Here is a 25,007-nt window from a genome sequence, read left to right on the forward strand (position 1 = left end):
TTCAAATCAATTTTTGAAGTAATTGACGTACCTGTTTAGGATCCTTTATTTGATATTTTGCTTTGGTTTTGGTTAAGCCTACTTTTATGGTATAAGCCCAATCAGGAGCTTCTTCAAACATATATTCATCTGTCCAGTCATCTCCTATGATCGTTACAAAATCATAATCGTTTTCGATGAGTAGTCTGTTAACCACCCTTCCTTTGTTAACATTGCTACTCTTTATTTCAATAACCTTATTGCCTTCTAAAATAGATAGGCCATTGTTTGCTACCATACTGGTTAATACGGTGTTAAGTTCCATGGTTCGGATTTTGGCAAGTTCAGGATCTGCTGTTCTGTAATGCCAAGCTAATGAATAGTTTTTGGTTTCTATAAATGTTCCAGGTGTACTATCTACAAAGGTTTCAAGAATAGGTCTAATACTCTGCATCCAGTCTGTTTTTAAGCGTTCTAAAGCGGTCCATTCCTCATTTTGATATAACCATACTCCATGGTCAGTGACTAAATTGTATGACTTATGGCCAAACCAACGCTGAAATGTGTCTTTATCTCGTCCGCTAATGAGAACCAAGGTAGCTTTTTCGTGTAAGCTATCTAACAACTCAAATAACTCATCATCTGGTTTAGCATCTTGCGGATTGTCCTTAAACCCTACAAGTGTTCCGTCATAATCTAAAAGCAGCATCTTTTTCTTTTTACTTTTAAATTTTTCCACAAAGCTCTTTTCGTAGTCACCTGTAAGTTTTTTAGTAACTATAGTGTTTCTGTCCTGCTCGGTTTCCTGTAGTGATTTAAAAAATTCCTCGGCCCATTTTTCTACGTCATAGCGTTTTAGGCGTTTTTGTAAAAACTTTATACGGTTTTCCTGTTCGTTTAACGGCATTGTTAGTGCACGTTCTAAATTCTCGGCAAAATTCTGAAAGCTATTCGGATTAATCAATAAAGCCTCGTTCATCTCTTTAGAAGCACCAGCCATTTCACTTAAAACAAGAACACCATTACCTTCGGTTCTTGTAGCAATATATTCCTTGGCAACGAGATTCATGCCATCTCTTATTGGAGTAATCAAAGCAACATCAGAAGAAATGTAAAGGTCTATCAAATCCGCAAAGGGCATGGATCGGTAAAAATACCAAATAGGAGTCCAGCTTACTGTAGCAAACTTTCCGTTAATTCTACCTACTAATTCATCAGTTTCGCGCTTTAGCTTTTGATACTGAGGTACGTTGGAACGCGAAGGAACCGCTAGCATCACCAACCTAACTTTTTCTTTGTATTTTGGGTAGTTGTCTAAAAAATATTCAAACGCTTTTATTCTGTTGGGAATACCTTTGGTATAGTCCATTCTGTCAATAGACAAAATCAGTTTTTTATCTTCTGTGACATGTTCTTCTAGTCGTTTTCTGAGTTCAGATTTTTCAAGAGAACCACTACGATGCTCTAATGCGGCATTATGAAATTTGTTATAATCAATTCCCATAGGGAAAGAATCAACCTTTATAATTCTATCATGATAGTTTATTTTATTGAAATTAACATCCAACCTTAAAATCCGCTTTACGGAACTTAGAAAATGACGCTCATAATCATAGGTGTGAAAACCAAGTAAATCTGCACCCAACATCCCAGTTAAAATTTCCTCACGCCATGGAAATGTTCTAAAGATTTCATAAGAAGGAAAAGGGATGTGTAAAAAGAACCCTACGGTTGTATTAGGTTTTTTACCCTTAATGAGTTGAGGAAGCAATAACAATTGGTAATCGTGTACCCAAACGGTATCTCCATCTTCTAAGTTATCTATTACTACTTCAGCAAACTTTTCGTTGACACGTTTGTAGGCTTCCCACTCGTGTTGTTCAAAATTGGTATATTCCATAAAATAATGAAATAATGGCCACAGTGCGTTGTTGCTAAATCCTTCATAATAATCTTCAATATCCTCATTTGTTAGTGATACTGAAACGCATTTTTCTTTTTTAATTTTTTTCTCTACTTCTTTTGCAAGCGATGGACTTAGCTCATTCTCTGGTATGCCAGACCAACCTACCCAAATTCCGTTTCCATCAGCATGAACCGATTTCATACCTGTAGCCAAGCCACCCACACTAGGTGAGATTTCTAATGAATTCTTTTGAATTGAAACCTGAAGAGGTAAGCGATTTGAAACAATAATAGTTTTATTCATTGAGATATTTTGTGCTAATTGACAGGATTTTGTTAATTTAAAAAAAATAAAGCGTTATAAAAACAAAAATTTCATGAATAACTTAGATTATGGTATAATAGGTAACTGTAGAAGTGCCGCTTTGATTTCTAAAAATGGCTCAATGGACTGGTGTTGTTTGCCTCAGTTTGATTCCCCTTCCGTTTTCGGAAAATTATTGGACGAAAATATAGGCGGATCTTTTGGATTCGAAGTCGATGACAGCTACAGTATACAACAACACTATGTAGATAACACAGCCATTTTAGTAACCAGATTTAGCAATGGTTTGGATGCTTTTGAGGTGAGGGACTTTATGCCAAGATACCATAAGGAGAATGGTAGTTATCATTCTCCGCCAGAATTTATTAGATATATTAAACACATATCTGGTAAGCCTACGGTAAAGGTTATTTACAATCCCAAACTAGAATATGCCAAAGAGGAAACAAAGACCTACATAAAAAATGATTTTGTAGTGAGCTTAACCGATAATGAAGCTTACGATACCTTGTTTTTATACACTGATTTAGATAAAGAAAAACTAATTAAAGGGGAGGAGCTAGAGATTGCTTCTGATCATTTCTTTTTGGTAGGATACCATGAAAAACTATTTGTTCCAACTTTAAAAATGGCATTTTTAGAATATGAGCGTACAAAAGTCTATTGGCTGAATTGGATGGAGCGCACCACATCTTTCAAACGTTATGGCTCGCATATAGCTAGGAGTGCAATGACGCTAAAATTACTGAGTTACGATAAAACAGGCGCCATTTTAGCAGCCGTTACCACTTCCTTGCCAGAGACTATCGGTGAAGTTCGTAACTGGGATTACCGTTTCTGTTGGATTAGGGATGCTTCTATGGTAATAAAGGTGATGTCAACTTTGGGTCATAAGAACATTGCTAAGCGCTATCTTAAATTTATCATTAATCTAATACCAGATAAGGATGAGAAACTGCAGATTATGTACGGCATCAATGGTGAGAAAAAATTGACCGAAGAATTCTTGGATCATCTTTCTGGATATGAAAACTCCAGTCCTGTTAGAATTGGGAATGCGGCTTATAAGCAAAAACAAAATGATATCTACGGCATATTGATGGATATGATTCATCAATTAGTATTGAATTTCAATAACGATATTGAAGATGGAGAGGCACTTTGGAATATTACCAAAGGTATTGTTTGGGTAGTGAATAAACACTGGCAAGAACCAGATAAAGGTATATGGGAATTTAGGTCAGAAGACAGACATTTTACCTTTTCAAAAGTGTTGTGCTGGACAGCGGTTGACAAAGCCATAAAAGTAGCTAAATTATTGGGTAAAACTTCAAAATTGGCACGTTGGCAATTGCTAGAGGAAGCCATAAAAGAAGATATTATGGTCAATGCCTGGAGCGATAAAGCAAAAGCCTTTACACAGTCTTATGGCTCAGAAGACTTAGACGCTTCGGTTTTGCTAATGGAGTCTTACGGCTTTATAGATGCCAAGCATCCAAAATATGTAAGTACAGTTAAGGCTATTGGACGAGAGCTATCTTTCGACGGCTTGTTATATCGCTATAAAAACCAAGACGATTTTGGGTTGCCATCATCGTCCTTTACCATCTGTACATTTTGGTACATCAATAGCTTGTACAAAATAGGTGAAGAAGCTAAGGCTGTAAAGCATTTTGAAAAACTATTGTCCTACAGCAATCACCTAGGGCTTTTTAGTGAAGATTTAGATTTTAAAACCAAACGCCTTTTGGGTAATTTTCCACAAGCTTATTCGCATTTAGCTTTAATTGAAACAGCAATAAACCTGTCTAAAATAACTAGTGATGAAAAAGTGAAAGGGATGCTGTCTTAAATGACCGACCTATATTGAAATTTGAGAGATTTCTGTAAAAGTTTTCTAAATAGTTGACATTTCAAACGTTATAGTACTTACTTAACTCATATTGTCTTTTATATATTGAGAATGTATAGTACTTTCGTGATATAATAACAATCAACCAAAACTATGCATAACCAAAAGCGAGTAGTTATAGATGCAGTTAAACCTCAAATAAACTGCGGAGAGTTTTTCATAAAACGTATTGTAAACGAAATTGTTAACGTAGACGCTCATGTCTTAGTAGATGGACATGATGTCATTGCAGCTTCTGTGCTTTATAAGCACGAAAAAGAACGCAAATGGAGCGAAGCAAGAATGCATCATACAGTAAATGACGAATGGAAAGCTTCATTTACGGTAGAGAAACAAGGATTTTATAGCTATAAGGTTGAAGGTTGGGTTGATTATGCGCTTAATTGGCAACATGGTATAGAACGAAAAATTGATGACAATCAACACGTTAAATCAGAGCTTCTAGAAGGGATAGAATACCTTAAACCGCTGTTGAAAAAAGTAACAGTAACAGAGAAGGAGTATATACAACACTGTATTGATGTTTTTGGTAATGAAAATCAATACGACAAAGCAGTAACTGAAGCGAAAAGTGAAAGGCTTCATAAAATTTTCTATAAATATCCTGAAAAACATTTAGTCAATACCTCAAAGGAACTTCAGATATATGTAGATCGTAAAAAGGCATTGTTCAGTACTTGGTATGAGTTTTTTCCGAGGTCATCGTCAGAAAAGGAAGGTGAACACGGTACATTTAAGGACTGTGAGCGTTTATTGCCAAGAGTAGCAGAGATGGGCTTTGATACATTGTATTTTCCACCAGTGCACCCTATTGGTGAGGTCAATAGAAAAGGAAAAAACAACACCACCGAAGCAAAAGATGGTGATGTTGGTTCTGCTTGGGGAATTGGCTCTAAGTATGGAGGCCATAAGGATATCCATCCGCAATTAGGCACAGTAGAAGACTTTAAAAAGCTTGTAAAAAAAGCAAAGGATCTCAATATAGAAATCGCTATGGATTATGCGTTGCAAGCTGCGCCAGACCATCCATGGGTAAAGGCACATCCAGACTGGTTTAAATGGAGACCAGACGGAACCGTGCAGTATGCTGAAAACCCTCCAAAAAAATATCAGGATATTCTGCCAATCTATTGGGAAAGCAAAGATTACAAGAATTTATGGCAAGAATGTTTAGATACTTTATTCTATTGGATAGACTGTGGAATCAATGTCTTTAGAGTAGATAACCCACATACCAAACCATATTATTTCTGGAATTGGGCGATTTCCGAAGTTAAAAAGAAACACCCAGATGTGTTGTTCTTGGCAGAAGCGTTCACTAAGCCAAAGGTGATGCAACAATTAGCTAAACAAGGTTACACGCAGTCTTACACGTACTTCACTTGGAGAAATACAAAACATGAGCTCATAGAGTACATGACAGAGTTAACCCAAACAGATCAACGTGAATATATGAGACCGAATTTTTGGCCCAATACACCAGACATAAATCCATATCATTTACAAGGAGCCAATGAGTCTAAATATATACAGCGATATGTTTTGGCAGCAACTTTAAGCTCTAATATTGGTATTTACGGTCCTGTTTTTGAACAAATGATAGATAATGCTATTCCTGGTAAAGAGGAATACTATATGTCTGAAAAATTTGAGGTAAAACATTACAACTGGAATGTTGAGAATAAACTCACTACAATTATATCAAAAGTAAACGCCATTCGTCATCAACACGAGGCTTTGCAACAAACCAACAACATTAAGTTCTGCCATATTGAAAATGACAATTTAATTGCGTTTTATAAGTGGAATGATGCCAAAACCGACGAACTTTTAATCATTATAAGCTTGGAGCAGTATTACGCCCAACAAGGAAATGTTCAACTGCCATTACAAGAGCTTGGTGTTCAACATGGGCATCAAATAACTGTAAATGATTTAGTTACAGGAAGTAGCTATAATTGGCATAGCGAATGGAATTTTGTTGAGTTGCATCCCACCTTACCATTTCATATCTTTAAGATAAATAAATAGAAATGTCTTCAAGAAAACCTTTAGCTGTAGATGTTAAGACACCGTACAATTTTAATGTACCGTGGGAAGAATTGATGGAAAATGAGGATTTTGTAAAGGTTTTTTTGTCCGATGTTTTAGAAAAATATATAGTTAAGCAGCGTTGGTATGGTGGCAAGTCGAGCAAACTAAAATACATAGAACTTTCAGAATATTTTAGAATCCAGCAAAAGGAGGAAGTATATTACGGACTAATTTTAGAGGTTAATTTTACCGAGGCCTTTTACCAACATTATTTTCTACCAATCGCCTTTGTTACGGATGAAGATTTTGCAAATGATGATCGTATTCTTCCCATTAGTATTCAAAATCAAGAAGGCTTTATAATTGATGCCATAAATCTTGAAGCCTTTAGGCGCGTTGTTTTTGAGAGGATATTAACTGCTGTTCCTAATGATAGGACGAGAGTTCAATATAAAAAGAGTTCTTTGTTTGAAGATTGTGAGTACGAATCTTCGAGATTTATGGGTATGGAACAAAGTAATACATCCATAATTTACAACGATAAATGTGTGCTTAAATTCTTTAGACGAATCTATGCAGATCGCAATCCTGATTATGAAATGAGCCGTTTCTTGTCTGAAAAGAAAGAATTTAAAAATACACCTGCATACTTGGGAAGTATGCAAATAAAAGATCAGGAAAACACTAACATAACCATTGCGTTAATGAACGAGTTGGTGCCCAATGAAGGTGATGCTTGGGACTATATGCTCAAAGAATTACATAAAATATTTAGCAATTTAGAATACAAAAGAATTCAAATAGATAAATTACCCAAAACAGAACGCTTTAAGCGTTTGAGTATTAGGGAAATTCCACCTCAAATAATAGATTGGGCAGGACTTAATGTGTTCAATAAAATCCAAACACTAGCTAAGAGGACTGCAGAGATGCACATTGCACTAGGCTCTGAGTTTGAAGACACATCCTTTACTCCTGCACGTTTTAATGGTGATTATACCGTGTGGTTAAAAAATAGATTGTTATATCAGTTTCAAAATCGTTTAAATGCTGTAGAAAATAATATGCATAAGTTAGACGGATTGGCTTTGGAACTCGCTAATGAGTTTCTCGAAAAGAAAAACGACATTAGAAAACGATTTGTAAATTTTGATTGGACCAAATTAAAAGGCGAACGATTGCGAGTACATGGTGACTATCACTTGGGGCAAATACTAGTAAAGGATGAAGATTTTTATATTATAGATTTTGAAGGCGAACCAGAAAGCACCATTAGAGATAGGAAAGTGAAACAGCCGCCTTTAAAAGATGTTGCAGGTTTATTTAGGTCGTTTCATTATGCCATATATGCAACAATATTTAATAATCAAGAGAACTATAAACAAAGTCAAGACGAACTCTTTGAAGCAGGCGAGATTCTATATCAATATTTTATCGGCTTATTTTTAGGAACTTATGTTGTAGAGATTCAAAACGCAAATATTAATATAGGATATGAGCAAGAGCGCATATTTTTATTAAAATATTCATTATTAGAAAAAGCAGTTTACGAGTTGGGTTACGAGCTTAATTCGCGTCCATTATGGGCAGTCATTCCTTTAAAAGGAATTTCAAATATCATCAACCACTAATTTATGGCAGAAGTAATTGTACACAGTTTATTTACCGATTTTGATATTGATTTATTTAAATCAGGAAAGCATTACAGGCTTTATGAAAAATTCGGATCTCATATAACAACTGTAGATGGAGTAAAGGGAACCTACTTTGCCGTTTGGGCACCAAGTGCTAAAATGGTATCCGTTGTAGGTGATTTTAACTATTGGCTAGAAGGTGACCATAAACTCTCAGTAAGATGGGATGGAAGTGGTATTTGGGAAGGATTTATCCCAGAAGTTGGTAAAGGCAACATTTATAAGTACAAAATCCATAGTCATCATAACGATATAAAAACTGAAAAAGCAGATCCGTATGCGCGAAGATGTGAGCATCCACCAAATACGGCTTCTATAGTTTGGGACGATAATTATAAATGGAAAGATTCTAAGTGGATGAAAAAGAGAAAGAACCACAATGCACTAGATGCTCCTTTCTCCGTTTACGAAGTTCATTTAGGCTCATGGAAAAAACAAATTGAAGAAAATAGATTTCTTTCGTATAAAGAACTTGCTGATGAATTAGTGGCTTATGTAAAGGAAATGAACTTTACACACGTAGAATTAATGCCTGTAATGGAATATCCTTACGATCCATCTTGGGGCTATCAACTCACAGGTTATTTTGCGCCAACATCACGTTTTGGCTATCCAGAGGAATTCAAGTTATTGGTGGATAAACTACATCAAAACGATATCGGAATTATTTTAGATTGGGTACCATCACATTTTCCTGAAGATGCACATGGTCTAGGTTTCTTTGATGGTTCGGCCCTATATGAGCATCCTGATAAACGTAAAGGATATCACCCAGATTGGAAGAGTTTAATTTTTAATTACGGACGTAATGAAGTAAAGTCTTTTCTTATAAGTAATGCCATATTTTGGTTAGATCAATATCATGCAGATGGGTTGCGAGTAGATGCTGTAGCTTCTATGCTGTTTTTAGATTACAGTAGGGAAGAAGGTGAGTGGGAGCCAAATATCTTTGGTGGTAGAGAAAATCTTGAAGCCATTTCATTTATGCGAGAAATGAACGAGGCTGTATATGGTGCTTTTCCAGATGTGCAGACCATTGCAGAAGAATCGACGTCATTTCCTATGGTGTCTAAGCCAACATCTTTAGGTGGACTGGGATTTGGAATGAAATGGATGATGGGATGGATGCACGATACCTTGCAGTATTTTGCAAAAGAACCCATTTACAGAAAGCATCATCAGAACGACTTAACATTTAGTATGACCTATGCTTTTACGGAAAATTTTATGTTGCCTCTGAGTCATGATGAGGTGGTTTATGGGAAACATTCTATTTTAGGAAGAATGCCTGGTGACGAATGGCAGCGCTTTGCCAATTTAAGGTTGTTATATTCCTACATGTTTACGCATCCTGGTACAAATCTCTTGTTTCAAGGTTCAGAATTTGGTCAAAGTGAAGAATGGAATTTTCAGCAAAGTTTAGATTGGCATTTATTGCAATATGAACCTCATAAAGGGGTGCAAGCATTAATAAAGGATTTAAACACACTTTACAAAAACGAACCAGCACTTTACGAAAAGCAATTTTCTGGTGACGGCTTTGAATGGATCGATTATAACGATTCAGAAAATTCAGTATTAGTTTACATTAGAAAAGGAAATGACGAAACCAATGATTTGGTCATAGCTTGTAATATGACACCTGTACCTAGGGAAAATTACAAAATGGGTGTTCCGAGAAAAGGAAAATTAAAAGAAATTTTTAATAGTGATCTTAAGAAATATTTCGGTTCGGGTGAGTATAAAAACAAAATACAATCCACTAAAGCCAATCCATGGCAATTTAGAGACAATTCTGTTGAAATTGATATACCTCCTTTAGGTGCAGTTGTATTAAAATATTCAAAATAAAAAAACTGTATGATTCGTTTTATTGGGTTTTAAAAATTATCATTTTCATAAAATTAGTCATCGAAATCGATATAGTTAACAATTCATTATAAATACTAGTATTTACGCTTTCTCATGTTCTGATTTTTCCTTTTTTTTACATGCACAAATCCTCAAATTCGTACAATGATTGTAAATACAGAATTAGAACAAAAAGGAAATTTATTTCCATCTAAAATAATAGGCTTTGAAAAGGACGTTGATAAATTATATTTTACAACAGATAATGATGTTATTCTTCAATTAACAGTTTTACGAGATAGCCTTCTTAGGTTTAGATATACTACCGTTGGCAACTTTGATAACGATTTTTCCTATGCCATAACCAAGTACGCTAGTATTGGGTATAACCGATTAAAAATAGACGAAAACGAAGATTACTTTGTTGTTACAACGTCTAAGTTGCGTTGCGATATTTCTAAGGAAAGTCTAAGAGTATCTATTTATGATGTTAAGGACAATGTGCTTATTAATCAAGATGAGATTGGATTTCATTGGGAAGAAAGTTATGAGTTCGGCGGAAACATTGTAAAAATGAGTAAAGTATCCAATGATGGTGAAAGCTACTACGGATTGGGTGATAAACCAAATCACTTAAATCTTAAAGGAAAGCGCTACACCAATTGGGTGACGGACTCATACGCTTACGGAAAAGATACCGATCCTATATACAAAGCCATTCCGTTTTACACTGGTTTACACCATGGCAAGGCTTACGGAATATTCTTTGATAATTCGTTTAGGTCTTCATTTGATTTTGCGCAAGAGCGTAGAAATGTAACAAGTTTTTGGGCTCAAGGAGGTGAGATGAATTATTATTTCTTTTATGGCCCTAAAATGACGGATGTTGTAGAAAGTTATACCGATTTAACAGGAAAACCTCACCATTTACCACCTATGTGGGCATTAGGTTTTCATCAGTGTAAATGGAGCTATTATCCTGAAAGTAAGGTTAAAGAAATAACTTCTACATTTAGAAAACTAAAAATACCATGTGATGCTATTTACTTGGATATTGACTACATGGAAGGCTTCCGTTGTTTCACTTGGAACAAAGATTATTTTCCAGATCCTAAAAGAATGGTGTCAGAACTTAAAGAGCAAGGCTTTAAGACTGTCGCTATAATAGATCCAGGAATAAAAATTGATAAAGACTATTCCGTTTTCAAGGAAGGGTTAGAGAAAGATTATTTCTGTAAGCGTGCAGATGGTGCGTATATGAAAGGTAAAGTATGGCCTGGCGAATGTCATTTTCCTGATTTTACCAATGCTGAAGTAAGAGAATGGTGGTCTGGTTTATTTAAGGAATTAATAGAAGAAATTGGGATTAAAGGGGTTTGGAATGATATGAACGAGCCTGCTGTTATGGAAGTGCCAAACAAAACATTTCCAGATGATGTACGTCACGATTATGATGGAAATCCATGTAGTCACAGAAAAGCACATAACATCTATGGAATGCAAATGGCTAGGGCAACATACCAAGGCTTAAAAAAATACTCTTACCCAAAACGACCATTTGTTATCACCAGAGCGGCATATTCAGGCACACAACGTTACACGTCTACATGGACAGGTGATAATATTGCAAATTGGGAACATTTATGGATAGCTAATATCCAAGCGCAGCGAATGTCTATGTCTGGTTTCGGTTTTGCTGGTAGTGATATTGGAGGATTTGCAGAACAACCTCAGGGAGAGTTGTTTACACGCTGGATTCAACTTGGGATTTTCCATCCGTTTTTTAGAGTTCATTCATCAGGAGATCATGGTGACCAAGAACCTTGGGCGTTCGATGAAGATGTAACGGACATTGTTAGAAAATTTATTGAAATCAGATATCAGCTTTTACCATATTTATATACTGCATTCTGGAACTACGTAGATCATGGTACACCATTACTTAAATCTCTGGTGCTTTATGATCAAGATGATGTTAATACCCACTATAGAACGGATGAGTTTGTTTTTGGTGAACAAATTTTGGCGTGCCCTGTTTTAGAGCCCAATGCTAAAGGGAGAAGAATGTATATTCCAAAAGGGAGGTGGTACAATTTCTGGGATGATGAAGTCGTAAAAGGTGGAAAAGAAATGTGGATCGATGCTGATATAGACAGCATGCCAATCTTTATAAAAGAAGGTGCCATAATTCCAAAATTTCCCATACAGCAATATGTTGGTGAAAAGGAAATTAAAGAGGTTACTTTAGATGTCTATTACAAAAAAGGTAAAGAGGAAAGTGAATTGTTTAGTGATGCCAATGATGGCTATGATTACACAAAAGGACGTTATAGCTTAAGGAATTTCACACTTACTGGTCGTAAAAATGAATTAATTATCAATCAATATAAAGAAGGAAAGTTCATTACGCCTTACGAAACATTCAAAATACAAATTCATGGTTTGCCTTTTGATATTTCTGAAATTCAGTTGGATAATGAAACTATTTCCCTTAACCATTTGAAGTCCAATGGGACGAGTTCCTTTGTGGTGGATAAGAATTTTTCTGAGTTACATATAAAAGGAAATCAGTCAAAATCTTAGTGACCTATAGTTTATTTTAGTGTCAAAATATAAACGAACTGTTTTTTGTATTTTAGTAACTCTATTTAAAACCATTAGCTATGAATTTGAAAAAAGCCATATTAACTTTAGTAATTACATTAGTAGTTGTCGCTTGTAAAACGAATCCCTTTACTGGTAAAAAAACTATAGCACTGGTCTCCAATGAGCAATTGTTCCCTTCTTCTTTTTCACAATATAACCAGGTTCTTAGTGAAAGTAAAGTGGTAACTGGCACCAAGGACGCAGAAATGATAAATAGAGTAGGTCAGCGTATTGCTGTAGCATCAGAACGATGGTTGAATGCAAATGGATATCAAGGCTATTTAGATGATTACAAATGGGAATATAAGCTTATTGATTCTGAGCAGGTAAATGCTTGGTGTATGCCAGGTGGAAAGATTGCATTTTATACAGGAATATTACCTATAGCTCAAAATGAAACTGGAGTTGCAGCCATTATGGGTCACGAGGTTGCTCATGCTCTAGCTAATCATGGTCAACAGCGAATGAGTACAGGTATACTGCAACAAGCTGGAGGAATTGCTGTAGCTGTCGCAGCAGGTAACGAAAGCCCAGAAAAACAACAAATGTGGATGCAAGCATATGGAATAGGAACAACAGTTGGGTTTGCATTGCCCTTTAGTAGAAGTCACGAAACAGAAGCAGACAAAATTGGCCTAATTCTTATGGCAATTGCAGGTTATAATCCTGAAGAAGCGCCAGAGTTATGGAAACGAATGAAAGCAAATAGTGGAGGTCAGTCTCCACCAGAATTCTTAAGTACACATCCACATCCAGACACCCGTATTAATACACTAAATGAATTAGTTCCTAATGCAAAAGCTGAGGCAAAAAAATATGGTGTCACAAGTTTTAGACCTATAAATTAATATTAAGTTAATATAATTTAACTACTTTAGAAGCTGCTCAATAAGAGCGGCTTTTTTTATTAAACTATCTATGGGAGAACTTAAAAAAGGAAGTAAAAAACTTCTAAATGCATGGGCATTTTACGATTGGGCAAATTCTGTCTATACACTAACAATAGCGTCATCTATATTTCCGATTTTTTATTCAGCGTTATTTATTTCTGAAGTAAAAAAAGTTACTGCTTTTGGATACGAATTTAAGAGTACTGCCCTTATTACTTTTGTTACGGCCTTCACCTTCTTAGTTGTAGCGATTATATCTCCAATATTATCCGGTATTGCAGATTATGTTGGTAACAAGAAGAATTTTATGAAATTTTTCTGTTATGTAGGTTCGGCTGGGTGTATCGGTTTATATTGGTTTAGCATAGAGCCAGATAGAATTCATTTGAGCTTATTGTTTTACTTCATGGGACTTATAGGTTATTGGGGAAGTTTAGTGTATTACAACTCTTATTTACCAGATATAGCCTACGAAGAACAACAGGACAGTATTAGTGCTAAGGGCTTTAGTATGGGATACATAGGGAGTGTTTTATTGTTAGTTGTTAATTTGGCTATGGTTATGACTCAAGACACTGGCGAAGATAAAATGCAGATGATGCGTTATTCCTTTATAACAGTCGGTGTATGGTGGGCTTTATTTAGTCAATACACATTTTACATTCTTCCAAAAGGAACCTCTTCTGGCCATAAAGTTACCAAATCAGTTATTTTCAATGGTTTTAAAGAATTAAAGGGAGTTTGGAATCAACTGAAACAGAACTTAAGATTAAAACGTTACTTATATGCTTTTTTTGTATTCAGTATGGCAGTACAAACTATAATGTTAGTAGCTGTGTATTTTGGAGAAGAAGAGATTGCTTGGGGAAGTGACGAGGCAAAAACAACAGGTTTAATAGTCAGTATTTTGGTAATACAGCTCGTTGCGATATTAGGAGCCATACTAACATCAAGAGCGTCGGCAAAATTTGGAAACATACAAACTCTAATTGCAGTTAACTTTATTTGGATGTCACTTTGCTTTTATGCCTACTTTATGGAAACTCAACTTGAGTTTTACATAGCTGCTTCATTGGTTGGATTAGTAATGGGCGGAATTCAATCATTGGCAAGGTCAACATATTCTAAGTTTTTACCTGAAACTGAAGACACCACATCTTACTTTAGTTTTTTTTGATGTAGCCGAAAAAATAGGCATAGTTATAGGGATGCTAATCTATGGCTTTATTGACCAGATAACCGGAAGCATGCGTAATTCTATTCTGTTTTTATTTGTGTTCTTTTTATTGGGAATTATCATGCTCTTTAGAGTGCCTAAAGCGGAGATTCAAAATTAATGCTTAACTTTAGATGCTATGTTAAAGAAAATAAGTTTACAATATCTATGTATTGTAATCCTGTTCTTTGTGGGTTGTCATAACGAACCTTACGAGGGAGAGATTATTATAGAAGACAATTCTTGCCTTTTGGCCATGCAGGCTACTGCAGATGCTGCCGTAAATTTTTCTTCCGCTACTGAAAATAATTACAGCGTTTTATGCCAAGTTTATAGAGGTGCTTTAGAAGATCAAATAGAAATTTGTGGTGATGAAGATGGTAGTTTACAAACGCTAGTTGACGTGTTAGGAACCTGCGTATTGGATGAAGATCTATGTGAAGAAGCTATAACTGCAACTGAAATAGCTCAAGAAGACTATGAAAATGCCACTGATGATACCCTTGAAGATTTTTGTAATGCCTACGTGGATGCATTGGAGTATCAAATTGAAGTCTGTGGAGATGATGGTACTTTACAAGCTATTATTGATGATATTGGTGATTGCGCACCTGTTTTTCTAGATCTTGTTGGTAATTGGAGACTGATTTCATGGCTAAATGACCAAGGTATTGATATTGATAACGATGGAGAAGTCACCTTTGACTATTTAGAGGAAATTGACTGTTATGATAACGAAACCATTACTTTTAATGGTGATGGAACAGGTTTGTTTTTCTATAGATCTATAGCTGAAATAACCTATACACCTACAGGTCCCGAAGGTGAAGACTTCTTTGTAGACTGTACTAACATTAGTGAAACAATAGCTTTTACCTGGACACAAAACGGTAATACCGTAGCTATTACTTTCACAGATGGTACTACAATAAACCATTTTAGAAATGCTGATAGTTTATTCGTTGTAGTAAACGGTGGGTTTACAGCCACTAGTACAGTAGATGGTACATCAACCATTGTAGAGCCTGTGACTTATGTCTATGAAAAATACTAATAAATTGTAGGTTAATGGTTAAGGTCTAATTAGGAAATCAGCTTCTGATAGTATTTCTTTAAAATTAGTTTAGGCTTAATAAAAAAAGGACCAGCAAAGCCAGTCCTCATTCATTTTTTGGTTGATTGATTTGCTATTAATTTCTCACTTTGCCTGAGCCAGTAACCTTAGTATCCTTGCTTGTTGGTGTGCCAGAATAGTTTACATTTCCAGATCCAGAAACTCTGGCTTTTAGTTTGCCATTACAAACCACATTGACGTTTCCTGAGCCAGCGATTTTGGCTGTAACGTTCATGCTTTTTAAGTTTTTACCATTAAAATCACCAGAACCGGCAATTTTAGTACTTAAATCCTTTGTTGAGCCGCTCAATTTAATATCACCAGAGCCAGCAATACTGCTTTCTACAGTGTTAGAACTGATGTTTAAGTTAATATTACCCGAACCTGCCAATGACACTTCAAACTCATCTGCATTAATTGTTCCTGAGTTTTCTATATCACCAGATCCGGCAAGCGAAACAGAATTTATTGATTCGTAAGGTACGGTGACTACAATAGTTTCTGTTGGTTTTATATTAGTGCCTTTTTTTACTTTAACCACAAGATTCCCGTCTTTAACTTCGGTTACGATGTAATCCATAAGGTTGGCATCTCCCTTAATGGTAATAGTACCTTCTTTACCTTCAACTAATTTAAAATCCATTGGCCCTGCAGCTTTTAAGCCATCGTAAGATCCTGTAGTTCTTGTTATTGTAGTGATGTTGCCATCACCTTTAACTTTTTCCCATTTATCCCACTGTGCACAAGATGTTGATACACATAGTAAGAATACTAATACTGTGATTGATTGTAATGCTTTCATTTGTTCGTTTTTTTATGTTGGTTTTTTATTTCGATGCTGTGATTTAGTTTTTCGTAAAACTAACGCTTCCGTATTCTGATTTAATATTTACCATATTGCCAGAGTTTTTAGAACCGTAATAGCCCTTATATTTCTTTTCAGAATGATTAGCTTCCTTTAGTGTGAAATTAAAACCATCAGAATCTCTTAGTGAGCAATAATCTAAATCTATATCAAAATTGAAATTGTAGCCAGCGTCATACCCAATGGTAATACCTGTAAATTCAGAATCAATATTTATGTTTTTTGCTTTTGAAGCCATACGGTCAATTTTTAAGGATCCATAGTTAGATTTTACATCTACATTCTTAAAAACATTTCCTAAACGCAAGCCTAAATAATCACCATTTCCTTCAACATTGTTGACATTTTCAATCTTTAAAGCACCATAGTCGCAGTTGTATTTTACATTTTCCACAACTTCTACTATCGACTTTGAATAATCGGCATATATCTCTAAATTTTCTGCTTTTGCAATGGTATAACCACTATAGTCTGCATTAATTTTAGCACTTTTGATATACTCAAAATAACAGTTGTTGGTATAATCAAACCTAAGTTCATTATTGTCTGCCATGAGTTCTTTGGTAGTTATTTTACCATAATCACAATTGATTTTTGCTCTTCCTTCTAGCTTATCTAGGTTAATGGCTCCATAGTCATTGTTTAAATCCACGTTGCCAGATATTGGCATTTTAATAACGTAGTTGATTTCTAACTTAAGGTTCATCTTTTTGCCCCAGTTCCACCAGCTTTTTTCCTTCTTTTCAATATTGGTCATGGCAGAAACCAAATCGTTACTTGCAGAAAATTCTACGTCTATACCATCTAAACGTTCTTGTACTTTTTCAGCATCATTACCAGATACCTTAATGGTAATATCAAAATCAATTCTATTTTCATTCCATGTTACAATATCCAAGTTGCCATAGCTGTTTTTCACTTTGAGTGTAGCGTTAGGGGACACATTAAATGATTTTTTAATGTTACGTTCTTTATCTGTCTTCGTAGCATCTTTTCCTGTGTTTGCCAATGCTATAAAAGGCATTAACAAGAATAATAATGCTAATCTAAATTGTATTTTTTGGTTCATCGTTGTTGGTTTTTAATTCTTTAATAGTTTCAATTTGTTCTAAGACTGTATTTAAAATATCAATCCTATTCTGAAAGTTGCTAATCATAGCGTAGATAACACGCTGGTCATTATTACTTTCATTTAAATCTGTTTTTAAATTCTGATACTCTTTTTCTAAAAGTTCAATTCTGTTTAGAGCATCTGTGATCACTTGTTCGGTTAAAGGTGAGCGTTCGTTGTTCAGCTTTTTTAATTCAGTTTGAATTGTAGCCGTGAAGAAATCTTGGGCTTCAGACATTTCTGGTGACACGCTTGCCAAATCCATAGCTTCGGGTTCGCTTTGTAATGTTGCAAACACACTGAAGCAAATGACCAAAGAAGCTGCAATGGCTAAAAACGGTTTCCAGTTAAAGCGAGATGTCATTTCAGAATCAACAGAAGCTGAATCACTGGCTTTTAATTTATCTAAAAACCGGTTTTCATGTCCTTTGTTAGGTTCGTTTATATCAAACTCTCCTTTAAGGTTATCAAATAAATCGTTTAAAGTATCTTTTTGCATCGCTTTAAAATTTAGGCTGTTTGCATTAGTTTTTTACGTAAACTTTCTTTTGCTCTAGAAATCATTGTCCTACAATTGGCATAAGAAATATCCATTATGTCACAGATTTCGTCATAATCGTAACCTTCAATAAGGTGTAAAGACAATCCTAAACTATAGTTAGGTCTCAAGGTTTTCATCACCTTTAATATGAGCTTTACTTTATCCGAATTTTGGCTACATTCTTCAATGCCGTTGTCATCCTCAACTTTGTATATTACGGTTTCTAAAGGCACTTCATTTTGCTTGGCAGTCTTGTTGTAATGTGCAATACTATTGTTCACTACTATACGTTTTAACCAAGCACCAAATAAATTGGTGTCCTCTAGAGTATTTAACTTTGTAAATGCCGTTAAAAAAGACTCTTGCATTATGTCCTCAGCCCTGTAAGAATCCTTTACAATCCTTAAGGCTGTATTATACATAGCTTTGTTGTATCTATTGTAAATTTCCAACTGTGCACGTTGGTTACTAGATTTACAAAGCAATAATAACTGTTCGATATCTTGATTGGTTGATGTCAAAAAAACAATTGCTTTATTCTAAAGATGAGGTTGAACTTAGATTGTTACAGTTTGCATAAAAAACTTTTAATTTCTTTAAAGGTAATGGCATAACAATTGAAATTATACTAGTGTGAATAACTTTGAATATCTTCTAATCTGTTGATATTCAGTATAAAGTTAATTATTAATACATTTAAACAAACGCTAGTCTGTAAATTTTAATGACAGAATGGCTTAAATATACTATGGGAAAACAAAAATTTTTAGGACTTGACAGTTTGTCATTTCAGGATTTTGACGAAAATTCAGAGTTGATTCCTTTGATGACACCAGAAGATGAAGAGTTAATAAATAATGAAACTTTACCAGAATCCTTGCCGATTTTACCACTTAGGAATACGGTTTTGTTTCCAGGAGTCGTTATTCCGATTACGGCTGGTAGAGATACATCCATCAAATTGATTAATGATGCCAATAAAGGTGGAAAAGTAGTTGGTGTCGTTGCTCAAAAAGATGAATCGGTTGAGAATCCTTCAGCAAATGATATATATAAAGCAGGAACCGTAGCTAGAATCTTAAAGGTGTTGAAAATGCCAGATGGTAACACAACCGTTATCATACAAGGTAAAAAACGATTTGAGATAAATAAGGTTATACAAGAGAAGCCTTATTTGACGGCTACAATTTCAGATTTGCCAGAAGTTAAGCCAGAAACCCAAAATGAGGAGTTTTCTGCTATAATAGATTCTATTAAGGACTTGTCATTAGACATTATAAAGGAAAGCCCAAACATCCCTTCTGAGGCAAGTTTTGCCATAAAGAATATTGAGAGCAATTCGTTCTTGGTCAACTTTGTATCATCAAATATGAACTTAAAGGTTGATGAAAAACAAAAGCTACTGGTAATAAATGATCTAAAGGAACGTGCGCTTGAAACCTTAAAATTTATGAATCTCGAATATCAAAAGCTAGAGCTTAAGAACGATATTCAGAGCAAGGTGCAGAGCGATATGAACCAACAACAGCGTGAATATTTCTTGCATCAACAGATGAAAACCATCCAAGAAGAATTGGGTGGAGGAGTCTCTTCTGGTGAAGAAATCGAAGAAATGAAAGCGCGCGCCAAGAAAAAGAAATGGGATAAAAAGGTAAAAACGCATTTCGATAAAGAGTTATCTAAGATGCAACGCATGAATCCTCAGGTTGCTGAGTATTCTATTCAACGTAATTATCTAGATTTATTTTTGGATTTACCTTGGAATGAATTCACTCAAGATAAATTCGATTTAAAGCGTGCAATGAAAATCTTGGACCGCGACCATTTTGGATTAGATGATGTAAAGAAACGTATCATTGAGTATTTAGCGGTGTTAAAGCTGCGTAATGATATGAAGTCTCCGATTCTTTGTTTATATGGTCCTCCAGGTGTTGGTAAAACATCTTTAGGTAAATCTATAGCTGAAGCCTTAGGTAGAGAATATGTGAGAATATCTTTAGGCGGTTTGCGTGACGAATCTGAAATTAGAGGGCATAGAAAGACTTATATTGGTGCTATGCCAGGACGAATCATACAGAGTTTAAAGAAGGCACAAACCTCCAATCCGGTTTTTGTTTTGGATGAGATAGATAAATTATCAACAGGGAATCAAGGTGATCCGTCGTCTGCGATGTTAGAAGTGTTAGACCCTGAGCAAAACAACGAATTCTACGACAACTTCTTGGAGATGGGTTATGACTTGTCTAAGGTAATGTTTGTGGCTACAGCCAATAGTTTAAATACCATTCAACCAGCATTAAGAGATCGTATGGAAATCATTAATGTTACGGGCTATACCATTGAAGAAAAGGTTGAAATTGCCAAACGTCACCTATTGCCAAAGCAGTTGAAAGAGCACGGTTTAGATAGTTCTAACCTTAAAATCGGAAAACCTCAATTAGAAAAAATCGTTGAAGGTTACACGCGTGAGTCTGGTGTTAGAGGTTTAGAGAAGCAAATTGCGAAAATGGTACGTTATGCGGCCAAAAACATTGCGATGGATGAGGATTACAACGTAAAAGTGTCTAATGAAGATGTAGTTGAGATTCTTGGTAGTCCGAAGTTAGAACGCGATAAATACGAAAACAATAATGTAGCAGGTGTTGTCACAGGCTTAGCTTGGACTAGAGTAGGTGGTGATATTTTATTTATAGAATCAATTTTATCTAAAGGAAAAGGCAATCTCTCCATCACAGGTAACCTAGGAAAGGTTATGAAGGAATCTGCCACTATTGCCATGGAGTATATTAAATCCAATGCAGATAAATTTGAAATCAACCCTGAAGTATTCGAAAAGTATAATGTTCACATTCACGTACCAGAAGGAGCCACTCCAAAAGATGGGCCAAGCGCAGGTGTTACAATGTTAACCTCTTTAGTATCTTTATTTACGCAACGTAAAGTGAAAAAGAGCATTGCTATGACTGGCGAGATTACGTTGAGAGGAAAAGTGTTACCAGTTGGTGGTATTAAGGAAAAAATCCTAGCGGCCAAACGTGCTCGTATTAAAGAAATTCTACTTTGTGAAGACAACAAACGTGATATAGATGAAATTAAACCCGAATACTTAAAAGGGCTGACTTTTCATTATGTGAAGGATATGAGCGATGTTTTAGATATCGCGATAACTAACCAGAAAGTTAAAAATGCAAAGAAACTTTAAATTAATTCTTTCCATAGTTGTTGTTCTGTTGGCAGGTGCACTTGCTTTCGGACAAGAAGAAAAGGTTGAATATAAAGATGTGGTTCTAGACGGTAAACCTGCAAAGCTTAATGTGGTCACTGGTGAAATTACTTTGGTAGATCCTAAGCCAGACAAAAAGCCTGAAGTTTCGACAGCTGATGATTTTGAGAAAGAGGAAATTAATTCCAATTTTCATATCGTTGAAGAGAATGAAACTTTACTCGATATTGCCAACCGATACAATACAACTTTAACGGAATTAAAAAGAGTTAATAATTTAGAATCGACCTTAGTTGAAAAGGGTCAAAAGCTTCAGGTTAGAAACTTTGATGTAGTTGAAATTGAAGAAGCCAAACCTGAAGTCTTAACGCAACCTTCAAAATCTAAAGCAAAAACTAAAAGTTCTTCCGATTTTCATATCGTAGAAAAAGGACAAACCTTATATAGTCTGGCCAATCGTTATGGATTAACAGTAAGTGAACTTAAACAGCAAAACGATTTAACGTCAAATTTGATTAAGGTTGGTCAAGAGCTAAGAGTTGCTAATTTTAACTCTAATATTGGTAAAAGTGATTTATCTGTATGGACTGTTTCTAAAGGTGATACGCTTTACAGCATTGCCAAGAAAAATGGACTTTCCGTTGAGCAACTTAAAAGCTTGAATGGCTTAACCAGTAATCTTATAAAAGTTGGTCAGGTATTGCGATTACAATAGAAAAGGACCTCACTCAAAAAATAAAAAAATCATATCATCGTTTTAAGATAGATTTAGTTATTTTGCATCGTTTATGATTAAGAGGCTTACCCAATTATCTATTATGCTATTGGCATTACCAGTGTTTGCGCAATTGGGTGGCGAATCTACTTATCAATTTCTTAATTTAGTATCCTCACCAAGACAAGCAGCCTTAGGAGGTAAAATCATAACTAATTTCGATCACGACGTTACGGAGGCGCTCTACAATCCAGCTTCGTTAAATTGGCAAATGCATAATCAAATGGCGGTGAACGTGTCTAGTTTTTTAGGAGGCATAACTTACGGAACCGCAGCTTACGCCTATACTTGGGATAGACATGTACAAACTTTTCATTTTGGTGTTACCTATATCAATTACGGTACTTTTGATGGTTATGATGTTAATGGAGTTTCTACAGGAAGCTTTAGTGGTAACGAAGCGGCTATTTCTGCAGGTTATAATTACAATATTCCATTTACGGATTTCTATGTTGGCGCCAATGTAAAAATCATTACATCCTTATTAGAACAATATAATTCCATAGGTGGAGCAGTGGATTTAGGAGCCATGTATATTAATGAAGATTTAGACTTTCATGCCGCTTTAACTGTAAGAAATATTGGCACTCAGTTCACGACTTATGCAGGTCAAAATGAACCTTTGCCATTTGAAGTTAATTTCGGAATGTCCCAGACCTTAGAAAACGTTCCAATACGTTGGCATCTTACTCTGGAAAATTTACAAAAATGGCCTATAGGCGTATCTAATCCAGCTAGAGCAACCACGGATTTAGACGGCAATCAAACGCAAGAAAAGGTTGGTTTTTTCAATAACGCATTGCGTCATTTAATTTTAGGAGCAGAATTATGGCCAGAACGTGGCTTTAACTTAAGATTAGGTTATAACTTTAGACGAGCAGAAGAATTAAGAATTGTAGACCAAAGAAATTTCTCAGGGCTTTCAGTTGGTGTTGGTATTAGGTTGAATAAAATGCGATTTAGTTATACACACGCCAGATATACCAGTGCTTCTAATACGAGTTTCTTTGGACTTCAAATAGATTTGGATGGAAGGAGACGTTGATAGTATCATTAAAGTTTTTATATTCTCAATTGTCACCTTGAGCGCAGTCGAAAGGCTTTTTACTTTTAAGAGGTTTTGACTGCGCTCAACCAGACAACAAAATTATTTTCATAATAAAAACACATGAATAAGATTGTTATAGCCATAGATGGATTTTCATCAACAGGAAAAAGTACTGTTGCCAGGCAGTTAGCCAAAGAGTTAAATTACATATATGTTGATACTGGTGCTATGTATAGAGCAGTGACTTACTTTGCCTTGAAAAATGACTTAATTGGTGAGGGTTTCTTTCATTCTGAAAAACTAATAGAAAGGCTTGATGACATTAATATTACGTTTAAGTTCAATGAAGACCTTGGTTTTGCGGAGGTGTATCTAAATGGAGAGAACATTGAGAAGGACATCCGAACTCTTGAGGTCTCTCAATATGTTAGTCCAGTTTCCACAATTTCAGAAGTACGTCAAAAATTGGTAGAACAACAGCAATTAATGGGAAAGGGTAAAGGAATTGTTATGGATGGTCGCGATATTGGTACAGTTGTATTTCCTGATGCAGAACTCAAAATCTTTATGACCGCATCAGCTGAAACAAGGGCTAAACGACGATACAAGGAGTTATTGGAACGAGGACATAATTTGAGCTATGATGAAGTTCTAGAGAATGTAACGACAAGAGATTATATAGATTCTACAAGAGAAGATTCACCATTGATGAAAGCTGAAGATGCTATTGAAATTGATAATTCAGACTTAACAATCGAAGCTCAACTCGATAGTTTGATAAAACTAGCAAAAGCTATAGCATAAAAAAAGCGACTGCACTTCGAGAACCTCAGTGATCAGTCGCCTTTTTAAGTTGTAAATCTTTCTATTAAAGATTAGGAATAATCAATTCCTGATCAGGATAAATTAAATCTGGATTCTTAAGAATATCAGTATTGGCCTGATAAATCTTTTGGTACTTTGATGGATCACCGTAGTAGTGCTTAGCAATTTTACCTAAAGTTTCTCCAGAAGAAACCGTATGTCTTGCATATACAGACTCGTCAGCAACTTTAATATCAGCCATTATATCAGAAGGACTATCTCCACCAGCAGCTTTTATAGCGTCCCATAATAAGTTCTTTTCATATTGTGTCTTTGCAGTTCCCCATATTTTTAATTTACCATCTTCCACTTTTACATCACCATCTTGAATTCCTAGTGTTTCACCTAAGTCTAATACGCCTTGGTATTTTTCTCTAACCATAATTTATTGTTTTAATTTAGTGTTAATACTTCTTGTAAATATACCAATTTTTAGCATCATATGGTATATCCTATTTATAGGACACTGGTTTTTGAGGAAAGTCACTATTAGGAAATCTTTTTATAATCTATCGTATTGTGTCCAGATACGATTGCCATTTTCAAAATACCATACTTCAAGTACATCTGTATTTAAAGAATACTCTTGTGTATAAGAATTATTATTTACGGTTGTATATAGTAATCTGTTATTTTCAATATCTAAAGTAAAAACACCATCTGTAATAATACCACTAGTATCATTAAAAGTATATTTACCAATTGAATCACGCTCATTTGAATCCTCCATAAATTTTATTGTTTCACAACATAAGGCTTCTGTAGATGAAACAATGTTAATACCACGTGCGCTTATTTCCCATTCGCCAAGTAATCCTGAATTGATAAGAGGATTAATCGGTGCGTCATCATCACTACAATTAGTTAATATAGGTACTAATATTAACAGGTATAAACTAATTTTTTTCATGTGATATGTTTTTCTCAAAATTAAAAATTGTATCATTTGCACTACAATGGGAAATGTTATGATTGCATCATTTTAATGTAAAGTAGTTTAAATAATGGCTCAGT

General features: G+C 35.1%; 18 protein-coding genes and 1 pseudogene. 12 read left to right on the plus strand and 7 right to left on the minus strand.

Annotation, left to right across the window (positions count from 1 at the left end):
* Position 1: 1 nt before the first annotated feature.
* Positions 2–2,188, minus strand: coding sequence for a bifunctional alpha,alpha-trehalose-phosphate synthase (UDP-forming)/trehalose-phosphatase (locus SIB89_RS00420; RefSeq protein WP_412560697.1), 2,187 nt, complete (start codon positions 2,186–2,188; stop codon positions 2–4).
* Positions 2,189–2,261: 73 nt separating this feature from the next.
* Between SIB89_RS00420 and SIB89_RS00425 the strand changes: the two genes are divergently transcribed.
* The 8 genes and pseudogenes from SIB89_RS00425 to SIB89_RS00460 all read left to right on the plus strand — a co-directional run bounded on the left by SIB89_RS00425 (position 2,262) and on the right by SIB89_RS00460 (position 15,506).
* Positions 2,262–4,061 carry a glycoside hydrolase family 15 protein gene (locus tag SIB89_RS00425; RefSeq protein ID WP_412560698.1) on the plus strand — a complete coding sequence of 600 codons (1,800 nt, stop codon included), beginning with the start codon at positions 2,262–2,264 and terminating at the stop codon, positions 4,059–4,061.
* Positions 4,062–4,214: 153 nt separating this feature from the next.
* Entirely contained in the window at positions 4,215–6,152 is a 1,938-nt protein-coding gene (locus SIB89_RS00430) for an alpha-1,4-glucan--maltose-1-phosphate maltosyltransferase (protein ID WP_412560699.1), read from the plus strand.
* A 2-nt stretch (positions 6,153–6,154) separates the two neighbouring features.
* Positions 6,155–7,786 (plus strand): maltokinase N-terminal cap-like domain-containing protein, encoded by a 1,632-nt coding sequence (locus SIB89_RS00435; RefSeq protein ID WP_412560700.1) that lies wholly within the window; start codon positions 6,155–6,157, stop codon positions 7,784–7,786.
* 3 nt (positions 7,787–7,789) lie between these two features.
* A complete protein-coding gene (glgB, locus tag SIB89_RS00440; RefSeq protein ID WP_412560701.1) occupies positions 7,790–9,700 on the plus strand; it encodes a 1,4-alpha-glucan branching protein GlgB in 1,911 nt (636 codons plus the stop codon).
* A 165-nt stretch (positions 9,701–9,865) separates the two neighbouring features.
* Positions 9,866–12,283, plus strand: coding sequence for a glycoside hydrolase family 31 protein (locus SIB89_RS00445; protein WP_155087730.1), 2,418 nt, complete (start codon positions 9,866–9,868; stop codon positions 12,281–12,283).
* A gap of 80 nt (positions 12,284–12,363) precedes the next feature.
* Entirely contained in the window at positions 12,364–13,194 is an 831-nt protein-coding gene (locus SIB89_RS00450) for a M48 family metallopeptidase (RefSeq protein ID WP_412560702.1), read from the plus strand.
* Between the two features lie 70 nt (positions 13,195–13,264).
* A pseudogene (locus tag SIB89_RS00455) lies at positions 13,265–14,573 on the plus strand (MFS transporter).
* 18 nt (positions 14,574–14,591) lie between these two features.
* Positions 14,592–15,506: a hypothetical protein gene (locus SIB89_RS00460; protein WP_412560703.1), complete on the plus strand. Its 915-nt coding sequence runs from the start codon at positions 14,592–14,594 to the stop codon at positions 15,504–15,506.
* Between the two features lie 136 nt (positions 15,507–15,642).
* Here SIB89_RS00460 and SIB89_RS00465 read toward each other — a convergent pair whose 3' ends face one another.
* From SIB89_RS00465 to SIB89_RS00480, 4 genes are read right to left on the minus strand one after another with little or no spacing between them, the layout of a single operon-like run.
* The gene (locus SIB89_RS00465; RefSeq protein WP_412560704.1) at positions 15,643–16,368 is read right to left on the minus strand and encodes a head GIN domain-containing protein; all 726 of its coding nucleotides are present in this window, start codon (positions 16,366–16,368) and stop codon (positions 15,643–15,645) included.
* 43 nt (positions 16,369–16,411) lie between these two features.
* Positions 16,412–17,500 carry a hypothetical protein gene (locus SIB89_RS00470; RefSeq protein ID WP_412560705.1) on the minus strand — a complete coding sequence of 363 codons (1,089 nt, stop codon included), beginning with the start codon at positions 17,498–17,500 and terminating at the stop codon, positions 16,412–16,414.
* On the minus strand, positions 17,478–18,041 hold the full coding sequence (locus SIB89_RS00475) for a hypothetical protein (protein ID WP_412560706.1): 564 nt from the start codon (positions 18,039–18,041) through the stop codon (positions 17,478–17,480). Before SIB89_RS00475 ends, SIB89_RS00470 begins: the two co-directional genes overlap by 23 nt.
* Positions 18,042–18,052: 11 nt before the next feature.
* The gene (locus tag SIB89_RS00480) at positions 18,053–18,604 is read right to left on the minus strand and encodes an RNA polymerase sigma factor (RefSeq protein WP_412560707.1); all 552 of its coding nucleotides are present in this window, start codon (positions 18,602–18,604) and stop codon (positions 18,053–18,055) included.
* Between the two features lie 227 nt (positions 18,605–18,831).
* Between SIB89_RS00480 and lon the strand changes: the two genes are divergently transcribed.
* From lon to cmk, 4 genes are all read left to right on the plus strand, one after another.
* The gene (gene lon / locus SIB89_RS00485; protein WP_412560708.1) at positions 18,832–21,285 is read left to right on the plus strand and encodes an endopeptidase La; all 2,454 of its coding nucleotides are present in this window, start codon (positions 18,832–18,834) and stop codon (positions 21,283–21,285) included.
* Complete coding sequence (locus SIB89_RS00490) at positions 21,269–22,021, plus strand: LysM peptidoglycan-binding domain-containing protein (RefSeq protein ID WP_412560709.1); 753 nt, start codon at positions 21,269–21,271, stop codon at positions 22,019–22,021. Before lon ends, SIB89_RS00490 begins: the two co-directional genes overlap by 17 nt.
* Positions 22,022–22,094: 73 nt before the next feature.
* Positions 22,095–23,126 (plus strand): type IX secretion system protein PorQ, encoded by a 1,032-nt coding sequence (porQ, locus tag SIB89_RS00495; RefSeq protein WP_412560710.1) that lies wholly within the window; start codon positions 22,095–22,097, stop codon positions 23,124–23,126.
* A 123-nt stretch (positions 23,127–23,249) separates the two neighbouring features.
* The gene (gene cmk, locus SIB89_RS00500; RefSeq protein ID WP_412560711.1) at positions 23,250–23,933 is read left to right on the plus strand and encodes a (d)CMP kinase; all 684 of its coding nucleotides are present in this window, start codon (positions 23,250–23,252) and stop codon (positions 23,931–23,933) included.
* Positions 23,934–23,997: 64 nt separating this feature from the next.
* Here the strand turns inward: cmk and SIB89_RS00505 are convergent, their stop codons facing one another.
* On the minus strand, positions 23,998–24,375 hold the full coding sequence (locus SIB89_RS00505; RefSeq protein WP_412560712.1) for a LysM peptidoglycan-binding domain-containing protein: 378 nt from the start codon (positions 24,373–24,375) through the stop codon (positions 23,998–24,000).
* Between the two features lie 120 nt (positions 24,376–24,495).
* Entirely contained in the window at positions 24,496–24,903 is a 408-nt protein-coding gene (locus SIB89_RS00510; protein WP_412560713.1) for a hypothetical protein, read from the minus strand.
* Between the last annotated feature and the right edge of the window lie 104 nt (positions 24,904–25,007).

Source organism: Winogradskyella sp. MIT101101, assembly GCF_047126865.1.
In the GTDB taxonomy this organism is placed as follows: domain Bacteria; phylum Bacteroidota; class Bacteroidia; order Flavobacteriales; family Flavobacteriaceae; genus Winogradskyella; species Winogradskyella ouciana.

Coding starts and splice junctions, on each gene's coding strand:
- porQ (WP_412560710.1), top strand. CDS start 22,095: ATGATTAAGAGGCTTACCCAATTATCTATTATGCTATTGGCATTACCA.
- SIB89_RS00470 (WP_412560705.1), bottom strand. CDS start 17,500: ATGAACCAAAAAATACAATTTAGATTAGCATTATTATTCTTGTTAATG.
- lon (WP_412560708.1), top strand. CDS start 18,832: ATGGGAAAACAAAAATTTTTAGGACTTGACAGTTTGTCATTTCAGGAT.
- SIB89_RS00430 (WP_412560699.1), top strand. CDS start 4,215: ATGCATAACCAAAAGCGAGTAGTTATAGATGCAGTTAAACCTCAAATA.
- cmk (WP_412560711.1), top strand. CDS start 23,250: ATGAATAAGATTGTTATAGCCATAGATGGATTTTCATCAACAGGAAAA.
- SIB89_RS00425 (WP_412560698.1), top strand. CDS start 2,262: ATGAATAACTTAGATTATGGTATAATAGGTAACTGTAGAAGTGCCGCT.
- SIB89_RS00450 (WP_412560702.1), top strand. CDS start 12,364: ATGAATTTGAAAAAAGCCATATTAACTTTAGTAATTACATTAGTAGTT.
- SIB89_RS00510 (WP_412560713.1), bottom strand. CDS start 24,903: ATGAAAAAAATTAGTTTATACCTGTTAATATTAGTACCTATATTAACT.
- SIB89_RS00505 (WP_412560712.1), bottom strand. CDS start 24,375: ATGGTTAGAGAAAAATACCAAGGCGTATTAGACTTAGGTGAAACACTA.
- SIB89_RS00460 (WP_412560703.1), top strand. CDS start 14,592: ATGTTAAAGAAAATAAGTTTACAATATCTATGTATTGTAATCCTGTTC.
- SIB89_RS00490 (WP_412560709.1), top strand. CDS start 21,269: ATGCAAAGAAACTTTAAATTAATTCTTTCCATAGTTGTTGTTCTGTTG.
- SIB89_RS00475 (WP_412560706.1), bottom strand. CDS start 18,041: ATGCAAAAAGATACTTTAAACGATTTATTTGATAACCTTAAAGGAGAG.
- SIB89_RS00435 (WP_412560700.1), top strand. CDS start 6,155: ATGTCTTCAAGAAAACCTTTAGCTGTAGATGTTAAGACACCGTACAAT.
- SIB89_RS00445 (WP_155087730.1), top strand. CDS start 9,866: ATGATTGTAAATACAGAATTAGAACAAAAAGGAAATTTATTTCCATCT.
- SIB89_RS00465 (WP_412560704.1), bottom strand. CDS start 16,368: ATGAAAGCATTACAATCAATCACAGTATTAGTATTCTTACTATGTGTA.
- glgB (WP_412560701.1), top strand. CDS start 7,790: ATGGCAGAAGTAATTGTACACAGTTTATTTACCGATTTTGATATTGAT.
- SIB89_RS00420 (WP_412560697.1), bottom strand. CDS start 2,188: ATGAATAAAACTATTATTGTTTCAAATCGCTTACCTCTTCAGGTTTCA.